Origin of the sequence: Acinetobacter sp. ANC 3903 (genome assembly GCF_002135315.1) — a bacterium.
Classification (GTDB): Bacteria; Pseudomonadota; Gammaproteobacteria; order Pseudomonadales; family Moraxellaceae; genus Acinetobacter.
On record NZ_NEGA01000009.1, the window covers coordinates 14,123 to 29,575 of the forward strand.

The following is a 15,453-nucleotide window of genomic DNA, read 5'->3' on the forward strand; positions in this document are numbered from 1 at the left end:
GTTTTTTTCATTTTGGGTATTAACGTTTGATAGAACGTGACATACCAGCAAAACGTTGTTTGAATTTGTCGATACGGCCGCCAGTGTCCACATTCTTTTGTTTACCAGTATAGAATGGGTGGCATGCTGAACATACGTCTAGGTAAATAGTTTCTTTACCAAGCGCTGAACGAGTTTCGATTACGTTACCACATGAACAAGTAGCAACTAATTTTTCATATTTTGGGTGAATATCGGCGCGCATCGTCGATTACTCCTAAGTTAAGAAAGGCTTATGCTGTCATCGCAAATTGATCACTCTCATGATTCATGAGGAATAAGCTTAATCCAGGAAAAAGCTAGACCAACACCACAACAGACCATTCTTTTGGCCCACCGAGACGGATACCGTCAGAGCTAAGCACAACAAGTGGGCAAGATTATATCTGAAAGCCCCTTATTAATAAATAGTTCATTCTTTCTTAGTTGAAATATTATACTGTTTTGTCCGTTCAATATAAGCTCGATATTGAGCTTCAACTGCAGAGATATATTCGGCTTCATCAAATGCATTCAGCTTAGAAATCAAATAAGGGCAATATATTTTTGAATCCGCCCTTCTCATCGATTGATCCATCGCAGAAAGCATAGCTTTAAGTTCATTTTTAAAATTTGCATCAACAGGTTGATCCATTTCTTTTTCCTGAATAGGGCTCAACCCTTCCAGCTTAGCTATTCTTACTGCTTTAAGCAGTTTTACGCTTACAATTGCATAAGCAGTTTCCAGCTCTAAATTAAGTTGAGGTTGTGTTTCTCTGCAATAATTCAGCATCGGCTGCATTGTAATTAATGACATTTTTTCAAAAATATCCCGATTTGTATGAATCGTTAAATCTTCTTGAGCAAGGCAATAATTACTGAGAAAAACCGCAAAAAATACCATAATTTTTGTAATTTTCATTTTATCCTTTGAGTTCATTGTCTCTTTTAATATAAATTTTTTATCATCTTTTCAAAACAGAAAACTCCAATTTCAACCTGGAAGTTTTCTGTTTGAATCAGTTTTCTGCTTGTATTAATTCTCAATTTTTTGCTTTGACCAATAATTGGCAATTACGCCACAGACCATGAGCTGAATTTGATGAAAGATCATAATCGGCAGAACAATCATGCCTAGGGGCTGACCAATAAACAGGATTTGTGCCATTGGAACACCGCTGGCTAATGTTTTCTTGGAACTACAAAAAAACATCGCGACTTGATCTGCTCGGTTAAAACCCAACCATTTTGGAATGTATAAAGCCAGCAACATGATAATAGTCAAAAATATCGAGCAAGCTAGAGTCAAAACCAGTAGCGTTTGCCAGCTCACTGCTTGCCACAATCCTGCCACCACTGCCCCACTAAAAGCAGCATAGACCACCATAAGAATGGTCCCCTGATCAAAAGCTTTAACTATACCTGGCTTTTTCAGCATTAAGGGATAAACATAAGGTCTGAGCATTTGTCCCAAAATAAAAGGAAGCAGCAGCAATAAGGTAATTTGGATAATCGAGGACGTTGGATTAAAGCCGTGTTGCGACTGGCCTAAAATAAACACACTGACCAATATCGGGGTAATGAACATGCCGACGATATTGGAAAATGAAGCACTACAAACTGCACTGGCTACATTGCCTTTTGCCACCGAGGTAAATGCAATGGAGGATTGTACTGTGGAGGGCAAGAAACACATAAACAAAAAGCCCCAATACAGTTCCTTACCTAATAGAGGTAACAGAATGGGTTGTGCAAGTAATCCAAGGATCGGAAATAAGGCAAAAGTGAAAGCAAACACCACCACATGGAATTTCCAGTGCATGATGCCCTGCACCACTGCTTCTCTAGAAAGTTTTGCACCATGCAAAAAGAATAGAATTGCAATTGCCACCGAGGTGATCACACTAAAAATATCCGCAGCCAGACCCGATATGGGCATGAGGCTTGCCAAGATCACCACCACAATCAACAAAATAGTAAAGCGATCCAATGCCAATAATTTTAACATCGCTACTTCCTGTAATAATTGAAAATATAAAAAAGCCCAATAAGTGAATTTACCTACTGGTAAAGTTTCATCTTACTGGGCTGAATAAATAAAGCCAGTTTTTCAACTCAATGTTGAATATTTAGTTTATCTATATCACTTTATGAAAGAGATCTATTAGTTATTACGCGCATTGGCATCTTGCTGAATCAGCTCGATTTTGTAACCATCCGGATCTTCAACAAAAGCAATAACCGTTACCCCGCCTTTCATTGGCCCTGCTTCACGTACCACCTTACCACCACGTGCCTTGATCTCTTCACAGGCTTTGTAGGCATCATCCACAGCGATAGCAATATGGCCATAAGCATTGCCTAAGTCATAACTTGAAGTGTCCCAGTTATGTGTCAGTTCCAAGACGGTATGATTTGCTTCATCCCCATAACCCACAAAAGCTAAAGTGAATCGACCTTGTTCATAATCGCGTTTACGAAGCAAAGTCATACCGAGTACTTCAGTATAGAACTTTAAAGATTGTTCCAGATTGCCTACACGTAACATGGTATGCAGCATGCGCATGATTCATTTTCCTGAGTTTTCAATTTTTACAGATACTATAGGGATTTAGCCTGGAAAATTCAATTTAACAAACTGGTTATAACTGTCACTTATTGTGCTACTCCTGTGCTACTCCCCCTCAGTGTTTATGCATTTTTTAAATCAATACAAAACTGAAATCACGATTTACCATGATGATGTATTCCTTGCTTAGGCTATTTAAATGTAACACTAAACACTTGCCTCGACTTTCGTCCAAATAAAAACCCATTTCATCTTCTAGATAAAATGGGTTTATTGATACAGTTTTAAAATGTGAGCTTAGTTGGACTGTTGCTGATGTTCACGCAATAATTTCGCGACCCAAACCACCAATATTAAAATTGGAATACCAATCAGTGTGGTCATCAGGAAAAAATTCGGATAACCAATATTGGTCACGATGGTACCTGAATAGCCACCTAAAATCTTCGGCGTTAAAGTCATCAGTGAACTAAAAATGGCATATTGCACTGCAGTGAAAGATACGCTGGTTAAACTGGACAAGAAGGCGATGAAGGCTGCACCTGCCAATCCAGAGGCCAGGTTATCGACAATAATGGCAAAATATAACCACAGTGAACTATAAGGTTTAATCACCTTACCGCTAATTTCAACCTCATCAGTTGATTGAGCATTGACTGCAGCTAAAGGCTGAACATCAACATCCAGATCTTTGGCTATGCTTGAGTTCATATCGACCGTATAACGATGCTGTGTACTTAAAATGGCTTTATCATTGTCTAGCACTTCCGCCACAAGCTGTTTCGATGCTGAATTTGCCAAGCTTGCTGCTGGAATGGCCGCGCTAAATACCCCAGTTTTGTCCAGATTGGCATCAAATTTCTGTTCATCTAAATGCAAGACAATTTTTTGTGTTTCAGTCAATGGCTGTCCAAAATACTGGCCACGCACTACTAAACTGTTCTCTTGTTCATGTGCATTAATCACATTATCACTGGTCACCGGCAGAATTTGCATCATGCTCGATTTAGCACCCTGCTGTTGCGCATCCTGTTTTAAATAAGGTACAGCGCTGATTACTGGCTGCTGAGCATTATGATCATATTGTACTTGAACCTGTACGGCATTAGCTTGTGCCAAAACCTGATTGGGCACCTTTAATTTCCAGTAACCCACTTCATCCGATTGAACCTGATACTTGTGCTGACCGACGATGACTTGAACATCATGCGTAGGCTGACCAGATTTGACCAAACCGATAAAGATCAGGTTGGTTGAGCTAGCCAGAACTGCACCGACAAACATCAGTTTCATAATGTTCATGCGCTGTGCCAGCAAACCGCCCAAGAAACCTCCAACCAGACTAAAAATCACCCCATAGATTTTTACCGCTTCCGCAATCTGCTCTTTGCTAAAGTTTAAATCCTGATAAAACACATTGGAGATAACCCCGGCAATAATGTCCGAGATGCGATAAAAACCGATGAGCAATAACAAGACCAAAGCAAGCTTTACACCATAGCGTTTAAAGAAATCGGCAATCGGATTGATCCAGGTTTCAACCGCCATATGCTTGTTGACCGCACCCATTTTCACCAATAATGTGCCTAGCAATACGGCTACCGCAGCAGATCCTATAAAACGTAAAGCTTCAAAACAGAACAATAACAATGAATCGGTAATTTCAAATTGTGCCTTAACAGATTCCGTTAAATTTCCAGAAAAAATATAGCTCACGACAAAGCCAATTACGGCCACAAAAAACACTGCCACCAGGCGATAATAATCGCTACGTTTATAATCTTTATAAGTACGCTCAACCCGCGGTTCACGAATCACTAAAGTAGTCATGATTCCGACCAGCATGACTGCAGCCATAACCAGATATGTGATTTTCCAGGCACTATAAATATAGTTTCCCTTGGCCGTTCCCAGTGATGCTGCAAGGAACAGTGCACCTGCACCGGCCACAATCATCCCGATGCGATAACCTGCATTATAAGTAGAGGCAAGCACGGTTTGCATTTCAGTTTCTGCAAGCTCAATACGATAGGCATCAATCACAATATCTTGAGTCGCTGCAGAGAAACCCAGTAACACCGCTCCCACGGCCATCTGATACAAATAACCCTGACCGAGTGCCGGATTAGAAAAAGCCATAATGCAGATGGCGCTGATAATTAAAACTTGCGCAATCAGCAACCAGGCCCGACGTCGCCCCAGCAGCTTGGTCAAGAATGGCACCGGCAATTCATCTACTAAAGGCGCCCAGACAAATTTGAATGAATAACCCAAGGCTGCCCAGCTAAAAAATGTCACTGCACTTTTTTCAATGCCCGCTTCACCCAGCCATAAAGACAAACTGGAAAAAATCAAAAGAATGGGAATACCGGCCGAAAAACCTAAAAACAGCATGATCAGTGCACGACGATCGAGAAAAGCAGTGAAGGCAGATTTCCACCCTGTAGATTGTGTTGTCATTGCGTTGTTTTTTTCTGCAAAACTGAATGCTGCTATTCAAACGCTTAATAGGTTCAGTTTCAACAATAATTATGAAATCATTATTTCATTTTATCGATAAAAACGAGCTGCCTGCTTGAATTTTTCAACTAAACCTGTATACCTTTAAATCTCTATTGCAATATTTTAGTTTTGGATTTAAACAGTGCCCCAAAAACTCGATCAAATGAATTCCACATTATCTGCAACCATTACAGTAAATCAACCAACCCCTATACAAAGCAGCTTAATTTCAGCATTCGATCAACCGGAAATTCAAAACACCCTGACTAAAACCCAGCTTCAACCCAAGCAACTGACGCACACGCCTAATCTTGAAAAAATTCCTGCGTCAACACGAAGAATAAAACCGCTCAATGACTTTCTTGGGCAAGATCGCGCACGTGCCTCTGTTGAGGCCGGTATCGCCTTGCCTTACTCGGGCTATAATATTTTTGCAGTAGGTACGGCAGGCTTAGGTAAACGCACCATGATCAAGCGTTTGCTGCAACAGCATGCCAAGACCATGCAAACCCCAAATGACTGGGTCTATGTCAATAATTTCAAGTTTCCCCGTCAGCCAATTGCACTTGAACTTCCTGCGGGACAAGGCCCTAAATTTCAGGCCTTGTTGCATCAAACCTGGCAAACCATTTTAAAACAGCTGGAACGACGCTTTACTGCTGAAACCTATCACAACCGTATTGAAATGATTCGTGAGCAAACTGGCGATGAACAGCAATCGGCCTTAGTCGAACTGACCAAAGAAGGTGCAGATTTTGATTTAAAACTGATTTCACAAGATGACGAGCACTGTTTCGTACCAGTTCATCTGAAAGACAATGAATATCAGGAAATGTCCAAAGAAGACATTAATGCCTTAAATAGCAAACAGCGCGCAGAAATTGCCTCGAACATTCGCTACATGAATAAAAAGCTGGAGCGTTTGGGCTTACATTTAGGTGATCTGGAAGATGATGCACGGGATCAGGTGCAACACCTGAACCGTGACATTGCCAAACAGGTAGTGATGCCGCGCATTGACGTAATTCAGAACAAATATCCCGATGTCGATGGACTAACTGAATATCTGCAATATTATGCTGAAGATATTATCAATAATGTAGAAATTATTCTTGAGCAAGAAGAAGATGACTTTTCTCCGGGAAGCTTCAGCCGTGTGCCCTCGCGCTATCAAGCCAATATCATTGTTACCTATAAGCCGAATAGCGGTGCACCAGTCATTTTTGAAGATTTCCCTACCCACTACAACTTATTGGGTCATGTGGAACAGCTTACCCAAAATGGCACCATCACCACTGACTTTACCCTGATTCGTCCGGGTTCACTGCATCGGGCGAATGGCGGTTTTCTGATACTCGAAGCGGAACAACTGCTGGAACAGCCTTATGCATGGCAAGGTTTAAAACGTGCATTGAAATCTGGAAAATTAAAGCTGTCCTCGCTGGAACATATGCTGACCTTAACCGGCAGCATCTCTATAGAACCACAGGCGATTCCATTAAATATTAAAGTGATTTTGCTTGCAGAACCTGAAATTTATTATGAAATTTTAGAACTGGAACCTGAACTCGGAAGCGTATTTAAAATTCGCGCCGATTTCACCGATACATTACAACGTAATGACATTAATGAACAAGCCTATATGCAATTGATTGCGGACTATGTTCAGGCCGATAAATTATTGCCTTTTGACCGTTCTGCACTGGCTGCATTACTTACCGATTCAAGCCGTCAGGCTGAAGACCAAAGTTCCTTGTCATTACATGCCCTCACTTTGGGTGATCTGATCCGGGAAGCGCATCATCATGCCGCCCAAGCCGGCGATAAATCCGTTTCAGAAAAGCATATCAACACCGCGCTTGATCATCGCAAATATCGTTTAGGTTATTTACGTGAATTGTACTGGCAAGATTTAACCCGTGGCACACAGTTAATCGAAACCAAAGGTCACCGTTTAGGTCAGATCAATGCCCTGTCGGTAATTCAATATGCCGATGTTGAATTTGGCTTACCTTCACGTTTAACGGCATCGGTGTATCAGGGCGGCGGCGATATTCTGGATATCGAACGTAGTGTCGAATTGGGCGGCTCATTGCATGCCAAAGGCGTATTACTGATGTCGAGTTTCCTGAAAGCTCACTTTGGCCGTGAACAGATGTTGCATTTCTCGGCTGCCCTCGCCTTTGAACAAAGTTATGGCCAAATCGATGGCGACAGTGCAACCGTAGCTGAACTTTCCGCACTTATTTCTGCGATTAGCCAGTTACCTATCGATCAGTCCTGGGCCATTACCGGCTCCATGAACCAATTGGGTCAGGTTCAACCGATTGGCGGGGTCAATGCCAAAATTGAAGGTTTCTATGATGCCTGCAAGTTACAAGGCTTGACTGGAAAACAAGGGGTGATTATTCCACGTCAAAATATGGAACATCTGATGTTGCGCCATGATGTGATTGAAGCCGTAGCCCAAGGTCAGTTCCATATTCATGCCATTGCAACCATTGACCAGGCTCTTGAACTGTTAATGGCACGTCCGGTGGGGACACTGAATAAAAAAGGTCGTTACAGTAAAGGTTCTATCTTTGCGGCAGTCATGGCGCAATTAGAATATTGGCAGGCGCTGGAAGATGGTGCCGAACTTGAAGAAGAACCAAAGAAAAAGAAAAAAAAGAAGAAAGACAAAAAAAAGGCCAAAGCTGAAGCGGTAACTGAGACAACTTCTAATGAAGCTGAAACAGCAACATCCGTTGAGGCTGTAGCGCATAATCAAGACAGCAACCCCGAAGATGCCTGACATTTTCTGAGACATAAAAAAAGCGCCCCTTCAAGGCGCTTTTTTTCATACAACATCATCACACTGAATTAAGCTTCAGGCGCTGGGCTGTACTGTTCTACCAAAGGTTTTAACTCACCTTTTTGGAACATATCGAGCATGATATCGCTACCACCGATCAATTCGCCATTGATCCACAATTGTGGGAACGTAGGCCAGTTGGCAATTTTCGGTAAAGTTGCACGGATATCCGGGTTTTCCAAAATATTGACATAAGCAAATGGACGACCAATTTGACTGAGTGCTTCTACTGCACGTGCAGAGAAACCACATTGTGGAAATTGTGGTGTACCTTTCATGTAAAGTAATACTGCATGTTTAGCAATTTGGTCACGAATTAACGCTTCAGTATCGCGTACTTGTTCAGTCATTGATAAATCCTCAACTAATCTGCCTCGCATTATACCCAAAACTGGAGGAAACAGTATGTCTAAAGCAATAATTCCATTTTTATTTACGTTTGGGCTTTTAATCTGTCCTGGATTTTGCTTATATAAACTTTTATTTTTCCCTCCTAACAGATAAGAGTTAGTCATGAATAACATTACCCTTGCTCCTGTGCAAACTGATCAACCATCTCATTTGATGTCGGTATTTGGCCGTCAGCCGATCAGCTTTGTCCGAGGACGAGGTTCTTATCTTTATACTGAAGATGGTACTGAATACCTAGATGCATTAACAGGGATTGCTGTATGTGGTCTGGGTCATTCACACCCAGCGGTGACTGAAGCGATTGCTGAACAGGCAGCGACCCTGATTCATACCAGCAACATTTTTGAGGTGCCTTGGCAAATTGCAGCTGCACAAAAACTAGCTGAAGTTTCCGGTATGGAAGAAATTTTCTTCTCGAATAGTGGTGCAGAATCAAATGAAGGTGCAATTAAAATTGCCCGTAAATTTGGCCATATGCAAGGTATTAAGACCCCAAAAATCATTGTCGCAGACCATTCTTTCCACGGCCGTACCCTAGCGACTCTTTCCGCGACCGGTAACAAAAAAGTTCAGGAAGGTTTTGCACCTTTGGTAGAAGGTTTTATTCGTGTGCCATTTGGCGACATTGAAGCGATTGAAGAAGCTGCCATCAACCACCCAGACATCGTGGCAATTCTGGTTGAACCAATTCAGGGTGAAGGTGGTGTAAATACTGCACCTCAAGGCTTTAGCTATCTTGAAGACATTCGCCAAATCTGTAATCAACATAACTGGTTGATGATGCTGGACGAAGTTCAAACAGGTAATGGCCGTACCGGTAAATACTTTGCTTACCAACATACCAATATTGTTCCGGATGTACTCACCACTGCCAAAGGTTTAGGTAATGGCTTCCCGATTGGTGCCGTGATGACCCAAGGTCGTGGCGTGGGCGTACTCACCGCAGGTAACCATGGTTCAACCTATAGCGGTACTGCTTTGGGTTCACGTGTGGTTTACACCGTGATTGATACCATTCAAAAAGAAAATCTGGTTGAAAATTCAGCAAAAATCGGGGCTTATATTGTTGAACAATTCAAACAGCAATTAGCCGATCAAAACGTGACTGTACGTGGTTTTGGTCTGATGATTGGTATTGAATTGCCAAAAGCTTGTGGCGAATTGGTCAATATTGCACGTGATGACTATCATTTGATTATCAATGTGACGGCGGGTTCGGTTGTTCGTTTATTACCACCGCTGAACATTGACCAACCACAGGCCGATCAGTTGATTGAACGTCTAGTTAAAATGATCAAGAATTATTTAGCTTAAGCCTTCAATCTAATCTAAAAAAGCCGCTGATCGCGGCTTTTTTGTGCTTTATTCTTATGAGACTGTTTGATAAATTCTTCCGCCGGGTAACTGGCTAAAGTATTGTTTTAATGCCTCTAAACAGCGATGAACTTTCGTTGGTTGCTGATCTTTTTTTGCTGTGACGGCATATAAAGTGAAATGAGATAGTTTCCACTCGGGTAAAACTTCCATCAGAGAGCCATTGACTAAGTCTTTTTTTGCATCCAGATATAAAATTCGTGCAATACCATGCCCTTGCAAACATAAAGATTTCGCAACCAAAACGTTATTGGTACTGAAACGTGATTTCATTTCCAGATTTACTGTTTCGCCCAGCCCTGCGTGTTGAAATGAAAAATGCTGATAATTTTTCATAATATTGACCGGAATCAGATCATGATGGTTTAGATCTTCAGGTCTTGACACAGGCGCAGACTGATTCAAATAACTCGGTGACGCCACTAAAACCTGCTCCACCAGAGCCAGTGGCACGACATTCAAATTATGATCTTCGATTTTTGGACTCATGTGTAAGGCAATATCAATACGTCCTTCGATTAAATCGGTGTATTGATTATCTGCTTCTATATGTACAGCGAGCCGACGATGTGCCTGCATCCAGTGAGACAATGCAGGAATCACATGATTAGCACCAAGTTCCGGGGTTGTGGCAATGCGTAAATCCCCCACCAAGTCATCACGCAACTCGTCGATACGGATTTTCCCACGCTCAGCAGCGGCAAGCATTTCTTGACAGCTGTGGAAAAAAGCTTGTCCAGCTTCAGTCAGACTTAATTTTCTAGTAGATCGATGCAGAAGTGTAACTTCCATTTCATTTTCTAATGAACGAATTTGCTGACTCACGGCACTGGTGGTAATTCCCAACTCACGTGCAGCACCGCTAAACGAGCTTTTTTCAACAACACAAGCAAATACACCCATTGCTCGAAGTTGATCTAACATAAATTTCCCTCTGAACTTATGAGTGCTCTTATCTTTTTGATAAAAGCAACTCATTGTATTATACGGTGAAATTTATTTTTTGTATTTGAAAAATTTAATTTATTGGTAAAACATTAGTCGGATTGATTGGTTTGCCATTTAGGCGTACCTGAAACTCGAGCATGGTGCGATTGGTGCCTGTTGAACCCATTTCAGCAATTTTCTGTCCTGCTGTCACATTCTGACCGCTACTCACATTCATTTTGCTGTTATGTGCATAAGCAGTAATGTAACCATCTATATGCTTGATCAAAATCAAGTTACCGTATTCTTTCAAACCATCTGCTGCATACACCACTTGCCCATCAGCAGCAGCAAAAATTGCATCACCTGTATTACCGCTATAGCGAATACCCTTCACATTTGCAGCAACATTAAAGTTTGCAATGACTGCCCCATTACTTGGTTTTACCCAGCGCAAGGCAGAAACCTTAGAGGATGCCACAGGTGCAGTCGTGGTGGTTACCGGAGCAGTGCTTGTAGCCGGTGTAGTCGGCAGTTGAACTGTTTGTCGTTGAATTGGTGCAGCTTGTGCCACGGCTTGTGTTGTTGTGGTACGGCGTGATCCGGAATTTTTTAAACGTAAAGATTGCCCGACATAAATACGGTACGGGACATCTATATCATTCATCTCGGCAACGCTGAGATAACTTAAACCATAACGTGCGGCGATCCCGCTTAAGGTATCCCCCGAACGAACCGTATAGTAATCCGGTGCAGTCACATAACGTGTTGCATTTTGAATTTGCGGTTTTGACGCACAGCCACTCAAAATAGCAATTGAAACAACAGCTGTAGACAACACAATGGTCTTCAACAATGCTGTAGGCGCAGCAAATAAGCGATATTGTGACACCACGTGCATTAATCTTCCTCTTTACACATAAATGTATTTATTGATTTGCGTTAAGATTAGCAAAAAAGTACCTGAAAAATATGTTCAATTCTGCTTTTTCACAAAGTTATAACACTATTCGGCACTATTTAGAAAACTGTGCATGTAATGTGTGCAAAATCTCATAATTTGTGGCATCCATTTGAATCGGAGTAATACTGACATAACCATTTGCCACAGCAAAAAAGTCCGACTCTATTTCAGTTAAACCCTTTTTAGGTTCAGCCACAGCCTCACCTGACAAACCAATCCAATACACTTGGCGTCCACGTGGGTCTACATGACTGGTAATAGGTTTAGATTGACTGCGACGTCCCTGATAAGTAATTTTTGAACCTTGCAATTCAGATATATCTGGAATATTCACATTAAAAATATGGCGTGGAGGTAAAATCGGCAAACCCTGTGCAATAAAATCATGCACCCATTTTGCGGCGACCGCATAATCATTCGGACTGTCATAAGAACGTACATTTGGCCCTGCCATGGATACAGCAATGGCAGGCTGTTTCATTAATCGCCCTTCAAATGCTGCGCCGACAGTTCCTGAATAAAGCACGTCATCACCCAGATTTGCCCCGCTATTAATTCCGCTGACCACCAGATCAAATTCAAAATCGAATAAACCATTCATGGACAGATAGACACAATCTGCAGGTGTTCCATTGACTGCCCAAACATCGGCTGAAATCTGAATCGGTCGTAAGGGACGGTCTAAAGTAAGGGCACTGGAAAAACCACTGCGTTCACTTTCAGGAGCAACAATAACCACACGACCAAGGGGAGCCAAGGCTTGAGCCAATGCCTGAAGCCCGGGAGCAAAAACACCATCATCATTGGCAATTAATATATTCACTTAAATATCTCGTAACGGTTAAAAATGACTGATCACAACATTTGATTGAATTATATAGAAAATTATATATATTTGACGCTCAACATTTATTCAAAAAGTGTGACTTTAAAATGATTAAAACTTTATCATTTCGTGGCTTATTAGGGTTCGGCATTGCGACATTGTTATCTTCCACTGTTTTAGCCAATGAAGGCTTATCTCAGGAAGAAGCCAATACTATTGTGAAAGAAGATCTTGCTTCAACTCAAGTGATGACTGAAGTATGCCCGGCAATTATAGGGAAAAATGCAAAATTTGATCAAAAAATTCAGCTCTTGATTCAGTCTTATCTGCAAGATTATTCAGACAAATCGATGACTTTTGATAAAATTCAAGCAGATTCAGAATATAAATCTGTACTGGATGAGGCCCGTCAGGCTGCAAAAGAAACCAGTAATGATGAACAAAAATCGGTTTGCGAAGAAGTCCTGGCTTATCAGCCTGAATAAATCGCTCTGACTTTATATAAGACACTTAAAATATTAAGAAGTATCTTATAGTGATGACAGGCATAAAGAAGACTGTTCTTTATGCTTTTTTAATCCTTTCTTATCTGCAAGTTTTTGAGGATTAGCATCATTTTCAACAGCTTCAATACATTTGTGTACTTACAATTACCAAAAATATGGTTAAGCTTATTTTTATTGTGATGTTTATAAATAATTTAGGTCTGTTTCAATGAAATTATCTCTATTCAAATCTGCTTGTTTCGGTCTATTCACTACTGCACTCATGACACTTTCTGTGACCCATGCAGCCACGCAAAAAGATGAAAATATTGAAGTTACTCCGCTAGAAAAAGTCACCCAGCAGGAACTGGCAGCTATTTATGTACTTTCAGAAGTATGCCCAGGATTAGTGAAAGATCAGGCTAAATTTGAACAAGGTTATGCAAAGCTGGCACAGGAATATTTACCGGCAGAAAAAAATGCAGTTTCCAGCTTGGCCAAACTCAGTAAAGAGAAAAAATTTAAGTCTATTTTATCCGAAGCACGAACAGATGCAAAAAAAGCGGGAGACGCAAAAAACCTGGAAATTTGCCAGGAACTCACCACATATAGCAAATAACACAAATTGGTTACAATACTTTTGAAATAAGCTGATTTCCCCCATAGAAGTCAGCTTTGCTTTGTCCTAAAATGCAAAGCTCTTTGTGCTTATTATTAAGATATTGGAACCACCCAGAATGACCCACAAAAGCGCCCTTGCTGCATTATTACTATTGCCGAGCTTCACATACGCAGCAACTGTCTTATCTGCACCACCAGAACTCAATAATAAATCTTATGTTTTAATGGATTATGAGACAGGGCAAATCCTCGCATCAAAAAATGAAAATGAAAAACTTGCTCCTGCTTCAATGACCAAGATGATGACCAGTTACCTCGTCGAACAAAAGTTATTGAGTGGCGATCTCACTGAAAATGAAAAAGTTCGTATGAACGAATCTGCGTGGTGTCGTGGTAGCAGTACAGAATCATGTATGTATGTACCGCTGAACGGCACTGCAACAGCACTGGAAATGCTGCGCGGAATTATCATTCAGTCTGGTAATGATGCCTCTAAAGCGATGGCAGAACATATTGCCGGCAATGAAGGCACTTTTGCCCACATGATGAATGAAGAAGCAAAGCGTATTGGCATGACCAATACCAGCTTTATCAATGCAACAGGTATGCCTGCCGAAGGTCACTACTCGACTGCTAAAGATATGGCAACTCTTGCGCAACATATCATTCATGACAGCTCAAAGTACTATCCAATCTATTCTGAAAAAGAATTCACTTTTAACGGTATTAAGCAAGGTAACCGTAATGCATTACTTTATACCGACCCAAGTGTGGATGGTTTAAAAACAGGTCATACTGAAGAAGCCGGTTATTGCTTAACGACTTCAGCTAAACGTGGTCCAATGCGTTTAATTTCAGTGATTTTTGGTGCACCGAGCATGAACGAGCGTGCATCACAAACACGTGAACTTTTAGCTTGGGGTTATGCAAGCTTTGAAACCGTAAAAGTTCAACCTGCAAACCAGGTTTTGGCTAAATCAAAAGTTTGGTACGGTAAAAGCAATGATGTTCAAATTGGCCTACCTGAAAACTTTAACGTGACCATGCCTAAAGGCGAAGCCAATGCCATTAAAACTCAATTGGTTGTACAACCTAAACTGACTGCACCTTTGAAAAAAGGTCAAGTGGTTGGTAAATATGTAGCCACTTTAAATGGTAAAGTAATTGCTGAAAAACCACTGGTTGCCCTTCAAGCCGTTGAAGAAGCTGGTTTCTTTGCAAAAATGATTGACCACATCAAACAATTCTTTAGCAACTTATTCTAAGTTTAACTTTTAAACTTAGACCAAAGCATCCCTACCTCGGTTTGGATGCTTTTTTATTTTATAATTCCTGCAAACCTCGATCACTGCATACTCAATATGAAAAAGAACATTCGACCTTATTTAAATCAGCATCCTAAAATTGATGCCACTTGCTACGTTGATGAAATGTCCATAGTGATTGGTGAAGTCAGTTTAGCGGAAAATGTTTCGGTATGGCCTTTTGCCGTGATTCGTGGTGATGTCAATCATATTCGTATTGGCAAGAACTCCAATGTTCAGGATCATGCCATGCTGCATGTCAGCCATAAAAAAGCCGACAAGCCCGAAGGCTCGCCACTGATTATTGGTGAGGATGTCACCATTGGCCATCATGTGACATTACATGGCTGTACTATTGGCAACCGTGTTTTGATCGGCATCAACAGCATTATTCTGGATGATGTAGTAATTCCAGATGATGTGATGATTGGCGCAGGCACGCTTGTTCCACCCGGAAAAGTTCTGGAAAGTGGCTGGTTATATGTAGGTAGTCCTGCGAAGAAAGCCCGTCCCCTGACTGAAAAGGAAATAGCATTTTTACCCTACTCAGCACAGAATTATGTGAAGGTTTCGGGGAATTATAAGTAAAATTTGCACC

At 41.2% G+C, this 15,453-nt stretch carries 15 protein-coding genes; 6 read left to right on the forward strand and 9 right to left on the reverse strand.

Annotated elements, in window-relative coordinates; all coding sequences use genetic code 11:
• Positions 1–19: 19 nt before the first annotated feature.
• From rpmE to B9T29_RS08535, 5 genes are all read right to left on the reverse strand, one after another.
• Positions 20–244, reverse strand: coding sequence for a 50S ribosomal protein L31 (gene rpmE, locus B9T29_RS08515; RefSeq protein WP_001200845.1), 225 nt, complete (start codon positions 242–244; stop codon positions 20–22).
• Positions 245–451: 207 nt separating this feature from the next.
• Positions 452–940, reverse strand: coding sequence for a hypothetical protein (locus B9T29_RS08520; protein ID WP_086175504.1), 489 nt, complete (start codon positions 938–940; stop codon positions 452–454).
• A 114-nt stretch (positions 941–1,054) separates the two neighbouring features.
• Complete coding sequence (locus tag B9T29_RS08525) at positions 1,055–2,026, reverse strand: bile acid:sodium symporter family protein (protein ID WP_086175505.1); 972 nt, start codon at positions 2,024–2,026, stop codon at positions 1,055–1,057.
• A gap of 156 nt (positions 2,027–2,182) precedes the next feature.
• Positions 2,183–2,584, reverse strand: coding sequence for a lactoylglutathione lyase (gene gloA / locus B9T29_RS08530; protein ID WP_086175506.1), 402 nt, complete (start codon positions 2,582–2,584; stop codon positions 2,183–2,185).
• A 300-nt stretch (positions 2,585–2,884) separates the two neighbouring features.
• The gene (locus tag B9T29_RS08535; protein WP_086175507.1) at positions 2,885–5,047 is read right to left on the reverse strand and encodes an AmpG family muropeptide MFS transporter; all 2,163 of its coding nucleotides are present in this window, start codon (positions 5,045–5,047) and stop codon (positions 2,885–2,887) included.
• Positions 5,048–5,231: 184 nt separating this feature from the next.
• On the opposite strand from B9T29_RS08535, the gene B9T29_RS08540 reads away from it, so the two are divergent.
• Positions 5,232–7,883 carry a Lon protease family protein gene (locus B9T29_RS08540; RefSeq protein ID WP_086175508.1) on the forward strand — a complete coding sequence of 884 codons (2,652 nt, stop codon included), beginning with the start codon at positions 5,232–5,234 and terminating at the stop codon, positions 7,881–7,883.
• Positions 7,884–7,951: 68 nt separating this feature from the next.
• Here B9T29_RS08540 and grxD read toward each other — a convergent pair whose 3' ends face one another.
• Positions 7,952–8,293: a Grx4 family monothiol glutaredoxin gene (grxD, locus tag B9T29_RS08545; RefSeq protein WP_086175639.1), complete on the reverse strand. Its 342-nt coding sequence runs from the start codon at positions 8,291–8,293 to the stop codon at positions 7,952–7,954.
• Between the two features lie 163 nt (positions 8,294–8,456).
• Here grxD and B9T29_RS08550 point away from each other — a divergent pair, with 163 nt between their 5' ends.
• Positions 8,457–9,668: an aspartate aminotransferase family protein gene (locus B9T29_RS08550; protein WP_086175509.1), complete on the forward strand. Its 1,212-nt coding sequence runs from the start codon at positions 8,457–8,459 to the stop codon at positions 9,666–9,668.
• A gap of 54 nt (positions 9,669–9,722) precedes the next feature.
• On the opposite strand, the gene B9T29_RS08555 is transcribed toward B9T29_RS08550, so the two are convergent.
• The 3 genes from B9T29_RS08555 to surE all read right to left on the reverse strand — a co-directional run bounded on the left by B9T29_RS08555 (position 9,723) and on the right by surE (position 12,442).
• Positions 9,723–10,652, reverse strand: a complete 930-nt coding sequence (locus tag B9T29_RS08555) for a LysR family transcriptional regulator (protein ID WP_086175510.1) — start codon at positions 10,650–10,652, stop codon at positions 9,723–9,725.
• 94 nt (positions 10,653–10,746) lie between these two features.
• On the reverse strand, positions 10,747–11,556 hold the full coding sequence (locus B9T29_RS08560) for a peptidoglycan DD-metalloendopeptidase family protein (RefSeq protein WP_086175511.1): 810 nt from the start codon (positions 11,554–11,556) through the stop codon (positions 10,747–10,749).
• A 115-nt stretch (positions 11,557–11,671) separates the two neighbouring features.
• Positions 11,672–12,442 (reverse strand): 5'/3'-nucleotidase SurE, encoded by a 771-nt coding sequence (surE, locus tag B9T29_RS08565; RefSeq protein WP_086175512.1) that lies wholly within the window; start codon positions 12,440–12,442, stop codon positions 11,672–11,674.
• A gap of 110 nt (positions 12,443–12,552) precedes the next feature.
• Here surE and B9T29_RS08570 point away from each other — a divergent pair, with 110 nt between their 5' ends.
• From B9T29_RS08570 to B9T29_RS08585, 4 genes are all read left to right on the forward strand, one after another.
• Complete coding sequence (locus B9T29_RS08570) at positions 12,553–12,930, forward strand: MCR_0457 family protein (protein WP_086175513.1); 378 nt, start codon at positions 12,553–12,555, stop codon at positions 12,928–12,930.
• Between the two features lie 229 nt (positions 12,931–13,159).
• On the forward strand, positions 13,160–13,549 hold the full coding sequence (locus tag B9T29_RS08575) for an MCR_0457 family protein (RefSeq protein WP_086175514.1): 390 nt from the start codon (positions 13,160–13,162) through the stop codon (positions 13,547–13,549).
• 118 nt (positions 13,550–13,667) lie between these two features.
• Positions 13,668–14,816 (forward strand): D-alanyl-D-alanine carboxypeptidase PBP5/6, encoded by a 1,149-nt coding sequence (gene dacC, locus B9T29_RS08580; RefSeq protein ID WP_086175515.1) that lies wholly within the window; start codon positions 13,668–13,670, stop codon positions 14,814–14,816.
• Positions 14,817–14,912: 96 nt separating this feature from the next.
• Entirely contained in the window at positions 14,913–15,443 is a 531-nt protein-coding gene (locus tag B9T29_RS08585; protein ID WP_086175516.1) for a gamma carbonic anhydrase family protein, read from the forward strand.
• Positions 15,444–15,453 lie beyond the last annotated feature (10 nt).

Bases quoted from the DNA above. Each gene is read 5' to 3' on its own strand.
- rpmE (WP_001200845.1), bottom strand. From the start codon at position 244: ATGCGCGCCGATATTCACCCAAAATATGAAAAATTAGTTGCTACTTGT.
- B9T29_RS08520 (WP_086175504.1), bottom strand. From the start codon at position 940: ATGAAAATTACAAAAATTATGGTATTTTTTGCGGTTTTTCTCAGTAAT.
- B9T29_RS08525 (WP_086175505.1), bottom strand. From the start codon at position 2,026: ATGTTAAAATTATTGGCATTGGATCGCTTTACTATTTTGTTGATTGTG.
- gloA (WP_086175506.1), bottom strand. From the start codon at position 2,584: ATGCGCATGCTGCATACCATGTTACGTGTAGGCAATCTGGAACAATCT.
- B9T29_RS08535 (WP_086175507.1), bottom strand. From the start codon at position 5,047: ATGACAACACAATCTACAGGGTGGAAATCTGCCTTCACTGCTTTTCTC.
- grxD (WP_086175639.1), bottom strand. From the start codon at position 8,293: ATGACTGAACAAGTACGCGATACTGAAGCGTTAATTCGTGACCAAATT.
- B9T29_RS08550 (WP_086175509.1), top strand. From the start codon at position 8,457: ATGAATAACATTACCCTTGCTCCTGTGCAAACTGATCAACCATCTCAT.
- B9T29_RS08555 (WP_086175510.1), bottom strand. From the start codon at position 10,652: ATGTTAGATCAACTTCGAGCAATGGGTGTATTTGCTTGTGTTGTTGAA.
- B9T29_RS08560 (WP_086175511.1), bottom strand. From the start codon at position 11,556: ATGCACGTGGTGTCACAATATCGCTTATTTGCTGCGCCTACAGCATTG.
- B9T29_RS08570 (WP_086175513.1), top strand. From the start codon at position 12,553: ATGATTAAAACTTTATCATTTCGTGGCTTATTAGGGTTCGGCATTGCG.
- B9T29_RS08575 (WP_086175514.1), top strand. From the start codon at position 13,160: ATGAAATTATCTCTATTCAAATCTGCTTGTTTCGGTCTATTCACTACT.
- dacC (WP_086175515.1), top strand. From the start codon at position 13,668: ATGACCCACAAAAGCGCCCTTGCTGCATTATTACTATTGCCGAGCTTC.
- B9T29_RS08585 (WP_086175516.1), top strand. From the start codon at position 14,913: ATGAAAAAGAACATTCGACCTTATTTAAATCAGCATCCTAAAATTGAT.